Below are 18,361 nucleotides of genomic sequence, written 5' to 3' on the forward strand. Positions count from 1 at the left end.
TAGAAACTCCTTACTCAAAAAATCTTGGGATATCTACTAAAAATAAGTGTTTCATTTTCACATTTTTGAGTAGGAATTTTTAAATATCAACGACGATAGAACATTTATTAGCGCTGGGGCTCAAATCCTCAGGTAAATGTATCAACTTATCTAATAGGAACAAATATACGAATCATAAAATCATCCAAGGCATATTCAAGAAAGTGGTCAACCACGCTTCAATCTAATCCGAAATGACACAATGTTCTTGTCCCTCGACATCAACTCATAATATATGGTATCGACCGAACCATTAAAGGTTACGATGACATCAGGTCTCGCATCCTTAATCTTTTCCAGATTCGCTGAGTCACTACCCAAGTCAATAATCTGGGCAGGACAGGCGTAAGGCTGTAATGTAGCAAACTCCTTCATTGCTTCCACCCCACTGGTTGATGCGAGTGGAGGCCTATTCAAAGCAAAAATTATCTAATCAATCATTGAAATAAGTTCTTTCCCCTCAATCTTTTAGATAGGCAATTACATGAATAAACAAAAAAAGCCGCTGCTTTAGCGACTTTGAATGATATTATAAAACCAACGATTTAAACTCTTGAATACCTAATCTCCAGCAGAGTATCCTATGAAAAATATTTCCCTGAGTGCAGATCTTCTATTTCTTGAGAAAGTCTTTTAGTATGCGGCTTCATATAACATTGAGCTTTTTTCAAAATATCGGTATGCCCACCTAGATCATACAAAATTGTAGTAGATAACACTTGTACAATATAAAGGCTCGTTTGAGTTGCCATCCATTCAAAAAAATTGAAAAAATTCTCAATTTGTTCTGTATCATCATTTTCACGAAGCAATCCTTCAACATAAGTAGCCACTTCATCACCAAAAAACACATGTCCTAGAAACTCTTGATATAAATCCAAATGTTCTATATAACAATCGTGGAATTCAGGAAAAAGTTCTAAGAATTGATTGATTAAAATACCTTTGTCCATTGTCCAAGCTCCCTACTTCCTACCTACACATAATCACTGTTCTTTTCGTTTAAAAAACATCTTGCCAACCATAAGTCCCATAGCCGATGAACAGATCAGATACCCAAAGAACAAGAAAAGTAAATAAATAACATGAAGATCTGCAGGAATCTGTTTCAAACCTTCAAACCAAGCAAAACGAAAAGGATAAAAGATGACTACCCAAATGATCAGCAAGAAAAGAAGAAAATTAATTATTTTTAGCACAATAATGATCCTTTCAAGCTTGAGTGGAAACAGTTGAATGTATATGCTTCATCTTTCATTTCGCATTACCTTACCACTGCCCGCACTATATTAGTTAGCTTATGTATTAGGGTTGATATGTTGAAACTATAAATAATTACTAATTATAACAGGAAACATTAGGAAGATGATCGTTACGGTATAAAGAAGCCCTTTCTTTTGGTGGAACGAGCTTCTTTTTGCGTTTCACGATAACACTTTATGCTTACTGGACACCAGGCGCGTTTTCATTCGTAGTTAAATTTGATCTTTTCTTCTTTCTTGGCTGCCCTTTCCAGGACAGATAAGTCCAAATCCGTAGGATATACTCGACAGGTCCATTGCTAAATTTCTTAAGATATAGCGGACTGAGCCACAATTGAATAACGTAGACAGCAAGCGCAATAATTGCTCCGATAAACACGCCAGCACTTCCAAACAGTCCCAGGCCATATCCATAGAAAATTGTTGTACAGATTACGCTCTGCATCAGATAATTCGTCAACGAGAGACGGCCGACCGCCTCGAACCTGCCCATCAGGCTGAAACGGCGGTTTCCAGCATACAACAGCGCGAATGCGTATATGTATCCGAGTGCAAGCAACGCTCCTCCAAGCGTCCCCCCGATTCCGATTCCGAGCCAACCTTCCGCACCCAATTGTGGTGCCAATACACCGTATGCTTTGAGTATCAAACCTACCGGAATCAATAATGATGCCCGGCGAAGATATATAGCTCGCATCGTTTGGGGATCGCTAAACGTGCCTATTCTGGCAGCGTGCATGCCGAGCAGGAACATCGGCACCGTCATGAGTGGTGCTAACATCAGGGCTATCAGGGTAAATGACAGCTCCAAATCCCCGCCGAATGGATCGCCGTTATTACTGAAATTCCTGATTTCCGCGTATGTGCCGTTGCCGTATACATCCTGACTTTGAATGATGTAGTTCTCCATATGAATGGACTCAATCGCCAGCGGGTTCATCGGATTAGATGCCGGGAGACCAAGTATGCCCGCTCCCATGAGTAGCAGTACCGCCCATATGAGCAGCGTTTTGGGCTTCCGATTAAGGAACATGAGCAAGAAGAAACCGAGTACACCATAAAATGTAAGGATATCCCCTTCCCACAGATAGATGATGTGCAGTAATCCGATTCCAAACAGTAGTAGAAAACGGCGTGCCAGATGACACTTTGGTCGTAAATCTCGTGATTTTAGGCTTTCCGAGAGCTTAACCATTCCAAAGCCAAACATAAATGCAAAAATCGGCATAAAACTTCCCACCACAGTGATCAGCAGGAATGAGAGGAAAGCCTGATCTGCTCCGCCAATCCCGAACAGTTGGGGTTTGCTCTGGCCATACATTCCATATTGGAAAGCCAGCATATTCGCCAGCACAATGCCGACCAAACTGAATCCACGCAGTCCATCAATGACTTGAACGCGCTTTTTTGATGTGCTCAATCAATCACCTCTGTCTATAACATAAAGATCAGATCTAAATATACGTTAAATCCTTCCATAATTTCAACATAAATTAATAAGCGAACGTTTATATTTTGATTTACTTTGACGTACCAATAAAACAAAAACAAAAAAAGTCGCTAAATTTAGCGACTTTCAGTTTGAACACCTTAAAGAGTGACAATAATCGGACCATTTTTAGTAAGTATAATGGTATGTTCTATTTGAGCTACATAGCTGTTTTTAGTAACAAAGGTCCACCCATCTCCAGTTTGGACTACTTCTTCTTCTGAAGTTGAGATAAATGGCTCGAATGCAATAACCATACCTTCTTTTAACAATTCATCATCCGATGGATCATTATAATTATAGATGTGGTCAGGTGCTTCGTGTATTCCACGTCCAACACCATGTCCTGTAAGGTTTTTGATAACCGTTAATTCATGCTGTCTAGCAGTTTGGAATACGGCTTTTCCGATCCCGCTTTTTTTAGAGCCCGGTTTTGCTTTTTTTAGACCTGCTTCAAATGCCAATTTAACAACGTCGCATATTTTCGTTAACACTTCTGCACCTTCGCCTACGACAAACGAGAGTCCCGTATCTGCAAAATAACTGTTCTTGGAGCCCGACACATCAATATTGACGATGTCCCCTTCTTGAATAACCCGATCTCCCGGAATACCATGTGCCACTTCTTCATTAACACTAATACAAGTAAATCCCGGGAAATTATATTCACTTTTTGGAGCAGAAACTGCGCCAGCTTTCTCAAAAAGCTCTCCTGCCAAATCATCAAGTTCTTTAGTCGTTATGCCTGGGATGGTTCTTTGAACCAATTCATCTCGAATAGAAGCTACAATTTTGCCAATTTCCTTCAAGCCATTAAAATCTTCTTCTGTTCTTGCGATCATTTTTTCTTACCTCACTATCTTTTATCATTAATTGATTACATAAGTGTTATCTTTGATTGCACATTAGATAATCATATCCAAAGCAGCAAAGCTTCGCAACTTTTTTATCAAGTTCTTTATCAAGTTCCCTGATCAAAATCCGATGAGTTCAAATGCTGTCAGTGAAGCTGTTAAAGTTGATAGTACTCCATTAACTCGGATACAACAGCAACAAGTCTGTCCTTCAAGCGCTGTGGTTCGATGACTTGAATGGATCTCCCATAGGATAGGAGAAAATAGGGGACGTATGTATCAATTGATTTTTCATCAAATAAAAAGATGGCTTGATTAGAAGTCCGCTCTTTCAGATAATGTCCCATAAACCAATGCAGCCCCAAGTCATCCAATGCCTCTGATCGGCCTTCGATAACCAAGGAGATTAACCCCTCTTTGCCCCCTACATCAGGTAATAAATTTTGCAGAAAAAATTCACGGGCTGAAAAAGCTTCCGAACGCTTAAAGCGGAGCGGAGTAAGCTTGATTCGCAGAATACGATCTGCCCGAAAGCTGCGAAATTCATTTCTCAAGTGGCAAAACGCAATGGTATACCATTTATTATTCCAGTAAACCATTCCATATGGGTCTATTACTCTATTCTTGGGTTGTTCCTCACGGCTTCTGAGATAATCAATTTCGACAGAGCAATGATTAGCCACGGCTTGCTCCAATTCCGCCAAGATCGGCTGAACCGATGGATCTCCCATGCGATTGATAACGTTAAACCCGGCTAAATGACGGCGAAGTGTGTTTTCCTGATCCTGATTTGTATACATTTTCAATTTGGATGTTGCATTGTCCAATGCCTCACTCAAAGGATATCCAGCTTCTTTTGCAAACACAGCAGCTTGGAGAAGTGCCTTTTTTTCATCAATATCAAATAACAGAGGTGCCTTGATGTGCTGATTCAGCAAGCTATACCCGCCGTTGTGACCTGTATCGGAAATGATCGGTACTCCACTGGCACATAATGCATCAATATATCGATATACGGTTCTTATATTGATTTCTAACTTTTCGGACATCTGTTTTGCAGTTACTTTGGTGCCTGAATTCAGCATCCATAGAATCGCTAACATATTATCGTTCTTTGGCATAACCTACATCCTTATCTTCAGTTCATTATTGGATATCTCTACATTATATCAGTCCAACTTATTTTACATAAAACAACTTCGTTGGGCGATACTACCTAGAAATATATTCTCCGGTTTGGAGCGAAGGCCAAATGAAGCAATCCACATCTAATATTAATACCTCCGAGGTAATTATTGTAGTTATCAATTCAATACTCGGAGCTGGAATTCTAACACTCCCTCGCACAATTAGTAAAGCAGTAGGGACACCAGATGTATGGATTTCTGTCATTTTATCAGGATTAATTGTAACCACAATCAGCATTCTTCTTGTAACCTTGTGTCGTAGGTTCCCCGGTAAAACGGTATTCGAATTTATACCCGAAATCACAGGTCAGTGGATTGCTTATCTATTGGGACTTTTAATTATCGTGTATTTTGTTGTTCTTTGTTCATTCGAAGTTAGAGTCATGGCCGAAATTACAAGTATGTACATCCTTGAGCGCACGCCTACTTGGGTCACCATTATGGTCAGTCTGTGGATTGGTATTTATATGTTAACGGGTGGTCTTAAGGTCATCATCCGGGTCTTTTCAATTGTGTTGCCCGTTACGCTTGTGTTGTTAGCGCTGGTTTTCCTTTTAAGCAGCAAGATGTTTGAAATTAATAACCTCAGACCACTTTTGGGCGATGGATTCATGCCTGTGTTGAAGGGTCTTAAACCTTCGTGTCTCTCCTATTCTGGATATGAAGTTTTACTCATCATCACAGCTTACATGGTGGACGTGAAAGCAAGCAATAAAGCTGCTATATACAGCATACTTAGTTGTACGATCATATATTTGGTCACGATTGTTACCGTTGTAGGAAACTTATCTTTGCCAGGAATTCAAACACGAATGTGGCCAACGTTCGACATGGTTCGAAGTTTTGAAATTGAGGGATTTCTTTTTGAGCGATATGAATCACTGTTCATTGTGTTTTGGCTGATGCAGATCTTTGCAACCTATGCTTTTAAACACTATTTTGCGGCAATCGGGATCCGAGATTTATTTCGTCTCAAAAATATTACGAGCATACAATTCGCCATGTTGCCAGTCTTGTATGTAATTGCTTACTTGCCTAAAAACCTGGAGGAAACGTTAGCTTTGGGTGATTTTCTTGGCAATATGTCCATTTTTTTATTTGGCTTGTTACCCCTGCTACTGCTGATCATTAGTTTTGTTCGTAAAAAAGGCGGGAAGCAGGCTTCTAGTGAAGCACTTAAGGCAAGCTGAATGTTTGGTTCTTATTGTATGTAGACAGTACAAAAAAGAAAAAAAGCCGCTAAAATAGCGACTTTAATGGGAGTATATTTTCTTCATTATTTATTAAAAGTAACCTTTTCTGTACCGCCTTCAAAAATGATGGATGTGTCCCGCGGCTTCGATTCCGCAATTTTACGGCCGCCTCTGTAGGAATAAAGTACGCCAGCTTGTTTGCGAACAGCCTCATATTCGTTCTCTGCTTCAAGTACGATGAAGTTAGCAGGTTTACCTTCTTCAATACCGTATACATCCTCAATGTGTAACGTTCTTGCGCTGTTTTTTGTAATGAGGTCGATCGAATTCACGATCTGGTCGTAACCAAGCAACTGCGAAGCATGAATCCCCATGTGCAGTACTTGCAGCATGTTGCCTGTACCGAGCGGATACCATGGATCGAAGATGTCATCGTGACCAAAGCACACATTCAGACCTGCTTCCTGCAACTCTTTGACACGCGTCAGCCCTCTTCTCTTCGGATACGTGTCGAAGCGTCCTTGCAGGTGAATGTTAACCAGCGGATTGGAGACAAAGTTCAGATCAGCCATCTTCAGCAAACGGAACAATTTGTACGTATAAGCGTCATTATATGACCCCATCGCTGTTGTGTGGCTTGCCGTTGTGCGTGAACCCAGTCCACGTTCGTAAGCTTCCTTGGCAACGACTTCAACAAAACGGGATTGCTCGTCATCGATTTCATCACAATGGATGTCGATCAGACGGTCGTATTTTTCGGCCAGATCAAAGGCAACTTTCATTGAATCAACGCCGTATTCCCGTGTGAATTCGAAGTGTGGAATGCCGCCGACCACGTCAACGCCCATTTTCAGTGACTCTTCCAGCAATTCTGCCCCGTTTGGATAAGAGTGAATGCCTTCTTGTGGGAAAGCAACAAGCTGAATGTCCATATATGGAGCCATTTCTTCTTTGACTTCAAGCATCGCTTTAACTGCGATCAAGCTTGGATCGGTAACGTCCACATGAGTCCGTACATGCTGGATACCCTGTGCCAATTGCCACTTGAGTGCCGTTTTGGAACGTGTTTTAACATCCTCATGTGTTAAGAAAGCCTTGCGCTCTGACCAGCGTTGGATGCCTTCGAACAGCGTTCCGCTTAGATTCCATTCCGGCTCGCCTGCGGTGAGCGTTGTATCGAGATGAATATGCGGCTCAATGAACGGTGGCAGCACAAGCGATCCGTTGACATCCAGGATCTCTTCATTCTCTGTCACTTCCAGCGATTGTGTAATTCGTTCAAACTTTCCGTCTTTCACAACGATATTCCATAGTCCTTCTTTACCCCGCAATTTTGCGTTCTGTATAATCATTTATTTTCCCCATTTCTTTAGATTCTTTCGCAGGAACAATCAGCATCAAGACGATATAGGCCACTGCTGTACCAAGCAGTGCGTTCAATGGTGTTACGCCAGGAGCCAGTTGGGCAAATGCCACGCCGATGGCCCAAGCCACCATCGCTACCCAGTTTACATTTTTGAATGACATGTCGGCAAATGGCTTATAGTTTCTACGTTTCACAATGAAGTAATCTGCGATAATAATAGCCCCGATCGATGGTACCGCCGCGCCCAGTACGTTCAGAAAACTGACGAAGTTGTTGTACATCCACATGGCGAATACGGTACCCACGATACCGTTTACGACAACGAAGAATTTCTTTGAGATTTTGGTGATGTTCGCAAAACCAAGACCCGAAGCGTACAGTGCATTATCGTTGGTGGTCCAGATATTCAGGCCCAGAACGATGATTGCCGGGAAGATCAATCCTTGCAGGAACATGACCTCCGAGATATCAGCCAGGTTATAGGCCATTGCGCCAACTGCACCAAACAGAAACATGAGTGAGTTACCCAGGAAGAATGCAATCACTGTTGCAGTAACTGCCTGTTTTGATGTCCGGGAAAACCGGGCAAAATCGGGTGTCAGCGTTCCGCCGCTTATGAATGATCCAATACAGATCGTTAATGCTGCCGCCGCGGTAAGCGACTGAGTCGGCGTGTAATCAAGCAACCCTTGCAGACCACCCAGCGAACCTGCACCTTCGAACATGGAGTAACCACCGAGAATGGCAATCGCAGGAACCGCGATATATCCGAGAATGACAAGTGACTTCATGCCGAAAATGGCTGATGCTGTCATGGCAAGTCCGAACACGATAATCAACAGGTACACGTTCCAATCCATGGCTTTGGCGACTGGAATCGCGAACATGGCTACGCCTACTCCGAACCATCCGACTTGTGTGAAGCCTAGCAGGAATGAAGGCAGATACGACCCTTTTGCGCCGAACGCATATTTAGCGAGCAGATGTGTGGACAGGCCCGTTTTGGCGGCGATATGTGCCAGTGCCCCTGTATAGATACCGAGCACCAGATTGCCTGCAAGCACGATGCCAATAAACTCCATGAACGTCAAGCTTACGCCCAACGTGCCTCCTGCCAGCATGCTTGCTGAGAAAAATGTGAAACCGAGCATGACGGATAACGTCTTCCAAAAGTGGTTTCTTTGCGATTTCGGCACAGCTTGCCATGAAAACTCTTGATCTTGTTTGCTCATCAGAATACCCCCAACGTAAAGTGTATCTGATACCAAAAAAAGCAGAAAAAAGAGGCTACTCGTCAAGTTATACACTGACAAGTAGCCTCTTTTTGCATCATAATCCGCGCGAAGACACAGAGCATCCCATGACGGGATAAGCCCTGATTCTCGCGTGATTATGAAATCCGCTGCCCTTGCCAGCCTCTCTGGACTGAATTAAAGGTACCAGTATTCAATTACATACTATTATTTTGGAAAAACCTACAGTTGTCAATGTCATTATTATCCAAAGGTTATTAATTCCTTATACAGCAAGCTGTTTTTGATCACGCATACTCCGATGACAACACACCTGCGGATTGAAAACAAAGCAACGAACAAATAGATGCACGCATTGACATTTGTACAAATAAATTCACTGCGTTTTTTTCATTGTAAGCCGCTGAAAAGGCACCTATAATTACGTTGTAATTGATAATGGTTATCAATGAGAAAAAGAGAACTCAGGGGGAAACAATGATGAACAGTACAATTAAGAAACACCTATTCATATGGGGAGCATGCTTCCTTCTTCTATCCGTCCTTGCAGCATGCAGCCGTTCTGAAAGCGCCCCTTCACAAGAAGCTGTGAAGACCAACGAACAAACGACAAAAAGCTATACAACCCAAACAGGCGAAGTGATTGAAATACCCACTCAGCCGCAACGGGTGATCTATCTTGGTTCAACACTTGGAGATCTCCTGGCCATGGATATTTCCGTCGTTGGAGCCAATCTGATTCATGCTTCCGAAAGCTATATTGTAGACCGATTAGAAGGTATTGATGATGTCGGAAATCCTGGTGATTTGGAGGCAATAACAGCCTTGCAGCCTGCCTTGATTTTGAATGGTTATAACCAAGATGCTGACCGAAACACCGCTTTTTCGAAGATTGCGCCTACCATTCCGTTCAACTCGGCGTTACCATTTACGGAACGCGTACGCGAACTTGGCAACATTTTTGGCAAACAGGATGAGGCGGAGCAATGGATCAGCAGATTTGATACAAAAGCGGAAGCGATGTGGGACAAGCTGAATGTGGCAGAGGGCGAGACAGCGACCATCTTCTTGCAGTTGGGTAAACAGCTCTATGTGATGGGCAATCGTTCATTGGGTGTAGTCTTGTATCAAGAGCACGGATTTGCAATTCCACCAGCAATTCAGCAAAACATTATCGACAAGGAGCTAACATTCGTCGAACTTTCGGAAGAACTAATGCCGGACTATGCAGGAGATCATCTCTTTGTCCTAACGCTGGATAATGACGAAAGTCGAGCTGAATCTGATCGGTTGTTACAGAGCACACTATGGAAAACATTGCCGGCCGTTCAGCAAGGACACGTTTACACAGCATCAGCCGATTGGAATACCGACAACCTGCTGGCACTGGAGCAATTGCTTGATGAACTACCGAAATGGATGAATCAATAATATCGCATAGATAACGTCAAAAATCCTCCAACCCCTTTGGGTTATGGGGGATTTTTGGATTTTGTAAACTTCTGCTACGTGTAATAAGGTCTGCAACGAAACATTCTCTAACGTGTAAAATGTGGTAAACTAGTAATTGAGAATTATTATCACTAGATCGGAGTGCTCCAGAATGCAAATGGCTTCCCTATACATCCAACTGCAGCAGCATGATCTGCTTCAGCTCACACCACTGCAGGAAACCAATCATCATAATCCGTCAATCAAGAGCAACGCTGCCAATGAATATACATTGCTTATTGCTCTGGATCATGGAATTCGGGTGTTAACAAACAACATCTCCCAAGATCTGAGCCAAGGCAGTTGTATTCTGCTCCCTACTCAGCAATCCTACATTCTCAAAACGATAAAAGAGCAAGCGCATGTAGCTCGGTTTACCTTTCTTGCTTTTCAGGTGGATAAGTCGAATCTGCTCCCGGCTTGCCCTCCTCTTATTCTGGGCTTTCCTTACAGGCTGTCTCTTTCTACTATAAAATTGGCGTTGGCAGGAGAGGACTGGATTTCTCCGCTGCCTTTGCAATCCAACAAGCAAAATCGGTTGCAGGAGAAGAAATTCACGCCTACGCATCATTCAAAATCAGCAGTTACTCAGGCCCGGCTGCAACTGATACTTAGCCTGATGGCTCAGCTAGAAAGCGCTGCTCCGCCAGTGCAAAATGATCAAGCGGTACAGCGTACACTCAGCTATATGGAGCAGCACTACAACGAAGATCTGACCGTAGAGCTTTTGGCGGAAATGGCCGGCATGGTTCGATGGCAATATAGCAAATTGTTTAAGGTGATGACTGGTAAGAAACCAACCGATTACCTGGCAGAGCTTAGAGTCAAGCATGCCAAAAAGCTATTGTCCAGTTCTAGCGATACCTTGCGTGAAATATCCAGACAAGTCGGTTTTAAGGATGAGTATTATTTCAGTCGGCGCTTTCATCAGCTCACAGGACACCCTCCACGGGAATACGCCAATATACAAAGAAATACCAGGCAAAGAACGATCACCGATTCCCTCGGCAGGCAGATTTCGCTCCCTGATGCGGCTATACGAATCGTGGCCACAGGTACCAACACCCTTGGTGAGTTGCTTGCTATCGGTATCCGTCCAGTCGGTGCGGGTATAACTACAATGAAATCACAAGTCATATATCGGAACAAACTGCTTCAGATCCCTGACATTGGACTGCAAGCCGCACCGGAACAAGTCTCCCTGCTGAAGCCTGATCTTATCCTGCTAGGCAACTATAGTGAGCAGCAGTTACCTCGACTGGATGCCATTGCCCCTACCATCGTCTATCGCGAATCAACCAGCACTTTTGAGCGTCTTCGTTATATTGCGGATCTTTTCGGTCGAAGCAGAACGGCTGAACAGTGGATCGACCGCTATGAGGAAAGTGTCAGGAGGATCCGGCGACAATTGGCGGATGATTATATTGCAGGAGAACAAGCAACTGTCTATCTGGTGCTGGGTAAGAACATATATGTTATGGGACAGACGGGATTTGCCGCTACCCTGTATGAATCACTTGGCTTTCGACCCACCGAATCCGTAAATCAACTGATCATTAATGGCAGACCTTGGATACAAATCGATCACAATAAAATCACACAATACGGTGGAGATCGAAACTTCGTGATGGTACCTCAGGAGGAGATGAATGTAAATATACCTTCTCCGCTCCAAAGTTTGGTTGGCATGTTGTTACCCAGTAAAGTACATATAGTAGAAGCTGGCTGGAACTACGATGATCCCCTTACCCGTGAGAGGTTATTGACGATTCTACCCTCTATTTTTGCTAAGGATGGACTCACACCTCTGCTAGCAAATGAAAAAAAATAAACCGTGAAGCACGGTTTATTTTTTCGAAAGATTTTCACCATCTTACGATATGTGTCCAACTACCTCTGGTAATACTCTTTCATATCCCTTATATAAAACATAACGATTAACACCTCTGGAAGAGTTAAGTGCTTCATGCGCGTGCTGAATAGCGGTATCGCGGTTTTCTGCTTTGAGTTCAATACACGAGCAATGTTGATCGCATCCACTGTTTTTTAATGGATTGAAGTCTTTCACGCGCATCTTCACTTTTCCCGTCTTCCAAGAGTAGAATGGTTTCGTAATATGTACGGTAGTCCGATAAGCCGATATGAGGTACAGCTTGCCGAATGGCAAACATATCCTTGCGATATAATCCGTAAGCTGCCTTGAACTGTGCTTGTGTTGTTCTTCGCTTATATTTCTGCATAATTTGCTCCATAACTAGTTCTACCTCATCATCAAGTCTGTTTGCAAGAACATAAATAATGTATGTCCCATACAACCAAATAAAACCCGAATTCCCCCCAAGATTTACTCATATGTATCTCCTTCGAATAGAAAAATAACCAGCAAATCTATATTATATCAAATTTAATTCCTCTTTTTGTATAATATTAGGGAACAAAAATCACGAAGAATACTCTATCTGTCGCAAAATCAAGCCTGACTAGATTTACTGATACAACAAAAAAGCCGCTATATTAGCGACTTTCAGTTGAAATAATTGAATTTATTATTGTGCACGTAATAGTTCTTCAAAAACTTTTATGTTCGTGTCAAAATCAGGAACGGTAAGAGTTTCTTCAGCAGATTTGACCAGTTTTACAACTAAATCATTATAAGGTGTCGCAATTCCGGTACCTTCTGCCCTGATTGAAACAACCCCGTTAATATAATCAATCTCCGTTTTGCGGTTTTTCTCTAGATCTTGAAGCATGCTTGCTTTGAGCAGTCTGGAGGGCTCCATCACGTAACGTAATGTTTTCACCCGTTCAGGGATATCTTCTTCGCTGTTCAGTTCGAGTGAAGCGATGTCGAATCCATTCATTTTAACCAAGGTAACCCCATTGGCGCGAGCAACTTTAATCGTCTCGTCCGCAATATGAGCTGCACTCACAATGCCGGCTTCATGATCGATAATGTCTCCGTATTCCCCATTCAATGCAGCCGATAAACCACTAAATGCATTGTTGATCAGCAATTTGGACCATTTGGTTCCAACCAGGTTATCGGAAATATGAGTTCCACCCACAAGGTCCAACACCGATTTTACGCGTTGAATTCGTTCGGTAATTTCACCATTTAATTCGCCAATCTGAAAAGCATACTGCTTAAATTGAGTGTACTCGGTAGTCAGACTTGATACACCTGGTTCAATGAACGTAGCGCCGAATTCAACGGAGCCAGCAATGACACGTTTTTCACCCACAATGGACGCCACTTTTTCTTCCGGAATCCCGTTCTGCAACGAACACACCATACTTTCTTCTTTCAAGAATGGAAGTAATTCCTGAAGAATGGAATCGTTGTAGAGTTGTTTGGTTAAAAGTAAAACAAGGTCATACTGTCCTGATTTCTGATCAGGAGTAATTGCTTTTACTTTGGCCTGAAACTCTGTGGTACCCGTCACTTTAGCACCCGTCTGATTTAAAGCATCTACATGTTCTTGATATGCATCAATTAACTCAACGTCAAGTCCACCATCCGCAAGGTATGCACCCACGATGGTTCCCAAAGATCCTGCTCCTACAATTGCAATTCTCATTTTATTTTTCCTCCTTATTTCTCTTCCAGGTAGTTATATACAGGTTGTGCTGCGTTTAAGGTTAGGTTGGTAAGGATATGAGAAGCGGACAACACTTCCAGCACAGGCAGATCTGCAAGAGGTGCCAACGCATGTTCGAACAGTTGAAGCCGGGCAGGTCCTGTCCAGGCCTCCTTCACTTCGATGTCCGTAATTTGAGTACGGATCAGATCACATATTCTTAAATTCCCGGTATAGTCGGTAGCAATCTTAATCATAAAATTAGGTCGGCATATTTCACGTTTCGCGAACTCTTTATCCAACTCCACATGTTTATAGCCCATCGTTGCCGTGGCTACACGCAGCGTTCCATAATCAAGTGTGCCAACAAGTGTATCCGAATCGGTATACAACTTGGGTGCGCCCAGCTTTTTCGGATAGGCCGTGAGCTCTCGACCACTCGCAATCGCGGGGAAATTGTCTACGTACATCGAATGCACATAATCGCCTTCCTCCCCATTGAATTGCACAGGAATGACTTGTCCAGCTTCTGTATATGCACCCAGTCCAGAAACATCTGGCATCCACATCACTTCGAATTTAACCAAAGGTTCCGTAATTGCCAGAGGCTCTGGTACGGCTGCCCGCAACGCTTTTTCATCGGTCCGGTAAATAATATTCAAATATTCACGATTCACGAATTTGTACGGTGGCATTGGATATGCCGGAGCTGTTAGGGGTGTATTCAGATTTTTAGCTATGTTATTCACATCGATTTTCATCAAAGACACCTACCTTATGTTTTGGTTCTATATAAGTTGAATTAAAGATTATTTACACTGACACTACGATGACAGAACAACCTTCCAATCGCTGTTATCCCCAGATTTTTCGATTCCCTTTTCTAAAGGTGAAAATCCGTTGATAGCTTATGCTTCCGATGCAGCTTTCTTTCAGAAAGCTTTTAGGAGAACGCTTCGCTTTTTCAGGTTTTTTCTGTCCTCTCCGTTATTGTGTAAATGATTAGTTCAACTTATATAGTCAGGTTTTTGTTATTTAAAATTTGATCTGTATCTCATAAAAAAATTCTACATCAATATTTAAATTTAATATAATACATAATAAGTACTATATATATTTATCAGAATAAATAAGGAGTGCAGATAAATGGAATTGCTTCAGCTCAAATACTTTCAGACCGTTGCCTATACTGAACATATCTCCAAGGCAGCTGCCCAATTGAATATTGCTCAACCTTCCCTAAGCTTAACGATTAAAAGACTTGAGGATGAACTGGGTACCCCCTTATTCCACAGGAGAGGACGAAACATTCAATTGAATTCCTCAGGTGAAATTTTATTGAAACATGTGAACAGGATTTTTATTGAAATTGAAAATGCAGAAATGGAGATTAAAGCGGAGGAACAGCAAATTTCCAATACAATCAGGATCTCGATTACGAATACTCGGTTCCTCACAGGTCTCATTAGTGACTATATCAACGGTTCCCCTGAAACCAAGCTTCATCAGGGTATTGGGACCCGCAGTGAAATTATTACAGGTTTGAAGAAAGGTGACATGCATCTGGGCATTACGGGGCATCCGATTCAGGATGAGGAGATTGAGAGTGTTGTTCTTGTTGAGGAAGACATTGTTCTTGTTGTGCCCACGGATCATGCATACGGCGGAGAAACAAGCATTTCATTAAGTGTTGTTGCAAATGAGCCCTTTATTTCCCTTGCCGATAATAAGGAGTACAGCCGCTTTACAACTATGCTCTGTGAAAAAGCAGGTTTCCTTCCCAATCATGCATTTGAGGTCGATTCTCATACCCTGCTTGAAATTATCAGCCTTAATCAAGGTGTTGCATTAATTCCGATCTCCGTATGTAGAGCACTGGGGTTACGTTATGTAAAAATTGCTGATGATTCAGCCATATATCCCATTAGCCTATCCTGGGTCAAACAAAAATGGTTATCTCCTGCTGTTGGAGAATTTCGTGATTTTATTACTTCGTACTATGAAGACCATGCTGGATTGTTTAAAGTGGAGTAGGATTTCTTGATACATGACAAACGATAAAAACAAAGACCACGTTAGTCCCTTTGAAGGAACCGATGTGGTCCTTGATCGTTATCGTTCTTAGCTATACTGCAGTCTATCCTTGTACCAAACGTCCGGAATCATCTTACGCTCCAGTTCCAACAATTCATGGATGATCTTGTCTGCGTCACTGATGGAATTCACGAGCGGGTCAGTGAGCATCGCCCTTCTCAGCTTCTCGTAGCTCTGTTCCAGCACAGCTTCAACTGTAAGCTCATGCGTATCCAGTACAAGTTCTTGCATACCTCTAATTCCGCGTGGCATCTCGCCTACATGGAGTGGCTTCGCTCCATCCATATCTACATCGCACAGGAGTTCCAGAAACGAATCGTTATTCATATTGGTTACGGAGCCTTGATTGAGCGTATTGATGAAGAACTTTTTGCCCAAGTTACCGACCATATTCTCGATGATGTCAGTCGCATGATCTGGTCCGAAGGTGCTCATATAATCGGCAATCGGGATGTTCCCTGCAAGAAAGTCATCCACCTGACGCCACATTTCATCATGACGCTCATATCTGTCCTCTGTCTCCCAGATCGATAATGGCGGGATGGTGTCCGCAGTTTTGCCAAGACCCTGCCAATACCGAACGTATTCTTTTGTATGCGCTGTACAAGTGGGAATGATTCCGAAAATATCATATAGTTCATAGGTAATTGTATCGTTATACAGAGCCTTTGCGCCGCGATCACCTCCGTTATTTTCATCACCTGCCATCTTGCGCATGGCTTCTGCGATTGTGGGCATCACATTGTTTCCTTCATACTCGGCTTTGAGCAGCCAAGTGAAATGATTAACACCCGCGATACGAAAATCGAATTTCTGGTCTATTCCTGCGGTAAACTGGCTTGTATTTTCGATGATTCCGGCTCGTACGGCATAATAGGCTTTCTTATGCGGCATATGATGACTATCGCACAGCGCAAACGATTTAAGCTTCGGAGCATATAGATGTAATGCGATGCCATGAACGGTAGACGGGTTAATATAATTGATCACCCACGCATCTGGACACAGCTCCTCTATGTCTTTGGCGCATTCCATAATAACCGGCAGTTCCCGCATCGCGCGAAAGATCCCGCCCGGGCCAATCGTATCACCGGAACACATGCGAATCCCATACTTTAGAGAAACCTGGCAGTCGATGCCCCGATATTTCACCGATTCTTCCGCAAAGCTGAGTACAACGAAATCGGCTCCAGGAAGCACCTGTCTTCGGTCCACCGAGCCCTCAATCTTTAGGGATACGTTGTTCTCCTTGGCGACCATTTCCGCTAGTTTTACCATTTTTGAGAGCCGTTCCTCGTTCGTATCCACCAAAGCCAGCGTTCCCTGATTCAAATATGGGGAGTGTACCATCTGCCAGATGGACTGACGACCAAAAAACAGGCTACCCGCCCCAATAACAACTACCTTTGGATGTTGTGTACTTGTAGCATTCATCAATAACCCCTCCTCTTAACGATATAAGTTCATTATAGGTGAGTGAGCTGGAATCGGAATGTGTGATAGTTTTCAAAACATGTCATATCGTACGATAGTTAACAAGAGATAAATCCTTTGTTATGATAGTAAAATATAAAGGATGTCATAAAGTCGAGAGGATTAGGTTGGATTAGATGCACACAGGAACTGTAAATATGAGTATAATCGACGAACTTTCGGAGTATATCACACTTCGCATGAGCTCTTATTTGGAACAAACGCACGACAGTAATTGGACGGAGCACAAGGCTCATTCCGATTATGATCTGTGGTTCATTACAGCAGGCTCCGTCCAGATTACCATCGATGGAATCGAGCATATCGCAGGCCCGGGTGACGTGGTGTTTTTTTATCCGGATATGCCCTATATTGCTTCCACGACCGGAGAGATGTGCCGATTCGTATACATGCACTTTGATTTCAGCATCGCTGAGCAAAAGCGAATTCTCGGCGAGTTTCAGCTCCCGGGCATCGTACCTGGCAATCTGATTCAAGAGGAATCAACGCTATTCACCTCGTCCTATCGAAGATTCAAGCAGAGTGGCGGCGCTTCCGCCAGTCCACTTTATTTGAAAGCCTCTCTACTTCTCGTCATCGCCAAAATTTTAGAATTACACGGGCAAGGCCTGTATCACGGTGAGTTTCTGAAAGACCGAAAACCGAAGAAGATCGAAGGAAGTCTGGAAGTTCTGCAAAATGTCTTCCCATACGTGGATGCGAATCTGCATCGTGCCATCCGAGTTAACGAACTTGCAGACATTGCTGGCGTCTCTGAGAAATATTTTATTTCTTTGTTCAAAAAAATTCTCGGTATTACACCGGGGCAGTATATCAATCAGATCAAAATGAACCGGGCCAGAGACTATCTGTACGAGAAAAAATATACGATCCAGCAAATTGCCGGATTTCTGGGTTATCCCGATCCCTTTACGTTCTCCAAAGCATTCAAAAAATTCTACAACGTGCCCCCTTCCAAATTTGAATAACATACCGCAGACAAACAAAGAGGCAACCGGTCGATCCGGCTGCCTCCGCACTTGATGAATCCTTGGTTATTCAGGGTTTAGTTTACGTACAGG

General features: G+C 42.9%; 16 protein-coding genes. 5 read left to right on the forward strand and 11 right to left on the reverse strand.

Translation table 11 applies throughout. From position 1 onward, the window contains the following. Positions 1-207 precede the first annotated feature (207 nt). From MHI01_RS03255 to MHI01_RS03275, 5 genes are all read right to left on the reverse strand, one after another. Positions 208-414, reverse strand: coding sequence for a hypothetical protein (locus MHI01_RS03255; RefSeq protein WP_340982507.1), 207 nt, complete (start codon positions 412-414; stop codon positions 208-210). Positions 415-620: 206 nt separating this feature from the next. Continuing rightward, positions 621-992 carry a DUF7674 family protein gene (locus tag MHI01_RS03260; RefSeq protein ID WP_340982508.1) on the reverse strand — a complete coding sequence of 124 codons (372 nt, stop codon included), beginning with the start codon at positions 990-992 and terminating at the stop codon, positions 621-623. A gap of 490 nt (positions 993-1,482) precedes the next feature. After that, positions 1,483-2,721 carry a DUF418 domain-containing protein gene (locus MHI01_RS03265; RefSeq protein WP_340982509.1) on the reverse strand — a complete coding sequence of 413 codons (1,239 nt, stop codon included), beginning with the start codon at positions 2,719-2,721 and terminating at the stop codon, positions 1,483-1,485. 170 nt (positions 2,722-2,891) lie between these two features. Continuing rightward, positions 2,892-3,632, reverse strand: coding sequence for a type I methionyl aminopeptidase (gene map, locus MHI01_RS03270; protein ID WP_036615705.1), 741 nt, complete (start codon positions 3,630-3,632; stop codon positions 2,892-2,894). A 170-nt stretch (positions 3,633-3,802) separates the two neighbouring features. Continuing rightward, a complete protein-coding gene (locus MHI01_RS03275; RefSeq protein ID WP_340982510.1) occupies positions 3,803-4,765 on the reverse strand; it encodes a helix-turn-helix transcriptional regulator in 963 nt (320 codons plus the stop codon). Positions 4,766-4,896: 131 nt separating this feature from the next. Here MHI01_RS03275 and MHI01_RS03280 point away from each other — a divergent pair, with 131 nt between their 5' ends. Continuing rightward, the gene (locus MHI01_RS03280; RefSeq protein WP_036615711.1) at positions 4,897-6,021 is read left to right on the forward strand and encodes a GerAB/ArcD/ProY family transporter; all 1,125 of its coding nucleotides are present in this window, start codon (positions 4,897-4,899) and stop codon (positions 6,019-6,021) included. An 86-nt stretch (positions 6,022-6,107) separates the two neighbouring features. On the opposite strand, the gene MHI01_RS03285 is transcribed toward MHI01_RS03280, so the two are convergent. Together MHI01_RS03285 and codB are read right to left on the reverse strand one after the other, a co-directional pair. Next, on the reverse strand, positions 6,108-7,376 hold the full coding sequence (locus MHI01_RS03285) for a cytosine deaminase (RefSeq protein ID WP_076253096.1): 1,269 nt from the start codon (positions 7,374-7,376) through the stop codon (positions 6,108-6,110). Next, positions 7,345-8,622: a cytosine permease gene (gene codB / locus MHI01_RS03290; protein ID WP_340982511.1), complete on the reverse strand. Its 1,278-nt coding sequence runs from the start codon at positions 8,620-8,622 to the stop codon at positions 7,345-7,347. Before codB ends, MHI01_RS03285 begins: the two co-directional genes overlap by 32 nt. A 609-nt stretch (positions 8,623-9,231) precedes the next feature. On the opposite strand from codB, the gene MHI01_RS03295 reads away from it, so the two are divergent. Both MHI01_RS03295 and MHI01_RS03300 read left to right on the forward strand, forming a co-directional pair. Further along, positions 9,232-10,074 carry an ABC transporter substrate-binding protein gene (locus tag MHI01_RS03295; protein ID WP_340982512.1) on the forward strand — a complete coding sequence of 281 codons (843 nt, stop codon included), beginning with the start codon at positions 9,232-9,234 and terminating at the stop codon, positions 10,072-10,074. A 172-nt stretch (positions 10,075-10,246) separates the two neighbouring features. Beyond that, the gene (locus MHI01_RS03300) at positions 10,247-11,965 is read left to right on the forward strand and encodes an AraC family transcriptional regulator (RefSeq protein ID WP_340982513.1); all 1,719 of its coding nucleotides are present in this window, start codon (positions 10,247-10,249) and stop codon (positions 11,963-11,965) included. Positions 11,966-12,143: 178 nt separating this feature from the next. Here MHI01_RS03300 and MHI01_RS03305 read toward each other — a convergent pair whose 3' ends face one another. The 3 genes from MHI01_RS03305 to MHI01_RS03315 all read right to left on the reverse strand — a co-directional run bounded on the left by MHI01_RS03305 (position 12,144) and on the right by MHI01_RS03315 (position 14,473). Beyond that, on the reverse strand, positions 12,144-12,386 hold the full coding sequence (locus MHI01_RS03305; protein ID WP_340982514.1) for a hypothetical protein: 243 nt from the start codon (positions 12,384-12,386) through the stop codon (positions 12,144-12,146). Between the two features lie 294 nt (positions 12,387-12,680). Beyond that, positions 12,681-13,712, reverse strand: a complete 1,032-nt coding sequence (locus MHI01_RS03310; protein WP_340982516.1) for a ketopantoate reductase family protein — start codon at positions 13,710-13,712, stop codon at positions 12,681-12,683. A 14-nt stretch (positions 13,713-13,726) separates the two neighbouring features. Next, positions 13,727-14,473: an acetoacetate decarboxylase gene (locus MHI01_RS03315; RefSeq protein WP_340982517.1), complete on the reverse strand. Its 747-nt coding sequence runs from the start codon at positions 14,471-14,473 to the stop codon at positions 13,727-13,729. A 385-nt stretch (positions 14,474-14,858) separates the two neighbouring features. On the opposite strand from MHI01_RS03315, the gene MHI01_RS03320 reads away from it, so the two are divergent. Next, positions 14,859-15,746: a LysR family transcriptional regulator gene (locus MHI01_RS03320; RefSeq protein WP_340982518.1), complete on the forward strand. Its 888-nt coding sequence runs from the start codon at positions 14,859-14,861 to the stop codon at positions 15,744-15,746. An 87-nt stretch (positions 15,747-15,833) separates the two neighbouring features. Here the strand turns inward: MHI01_RS03320 and MHI01_RS03325 are convergent, their stop codons facing one another. Then, on the reverse strand, positions 15,834-17,240 hold the full coding sequence (locus MHI01_RS03325) for a family 4 glycosyl hydrolase (protein ID WP_340982519.1): 1,407 nt from the start codon (positions 17,238-17,240) through the stop codon (positions 15,834-15,836). A gap of 176 nt (positions 17,241-17,416) precedes the next feature. Between MHI01_RS03325 and MHI01_RS03330 the strand changes: the two genes are divergently transcribed. Further along, positions 17,417-18,268, forward strand: a complete 852-nt coding sequence (locus MHI01_RS03330) for an AraC family transcriptional regulator (protein ID WP_127548602.1) — start codon at positions 17,417-17,419, stop codon at positions 18,266-18,268. The last annotated feature ends 93 nt before the right edge of the window (positions 18,269-18,361 follow it).

Origin of the sequence: Paenibacillus sp. FSL M7-0656 (assembly GCF_038003225.1) — a bacterium.
In the GTDB taxonomy this organism is placed as follows: Bacteria; Bacillota; Bacilli; order Paenibacillales; family Paenibacillaceae; genus Paenibacillus; species Paenibacillus amylolyticus.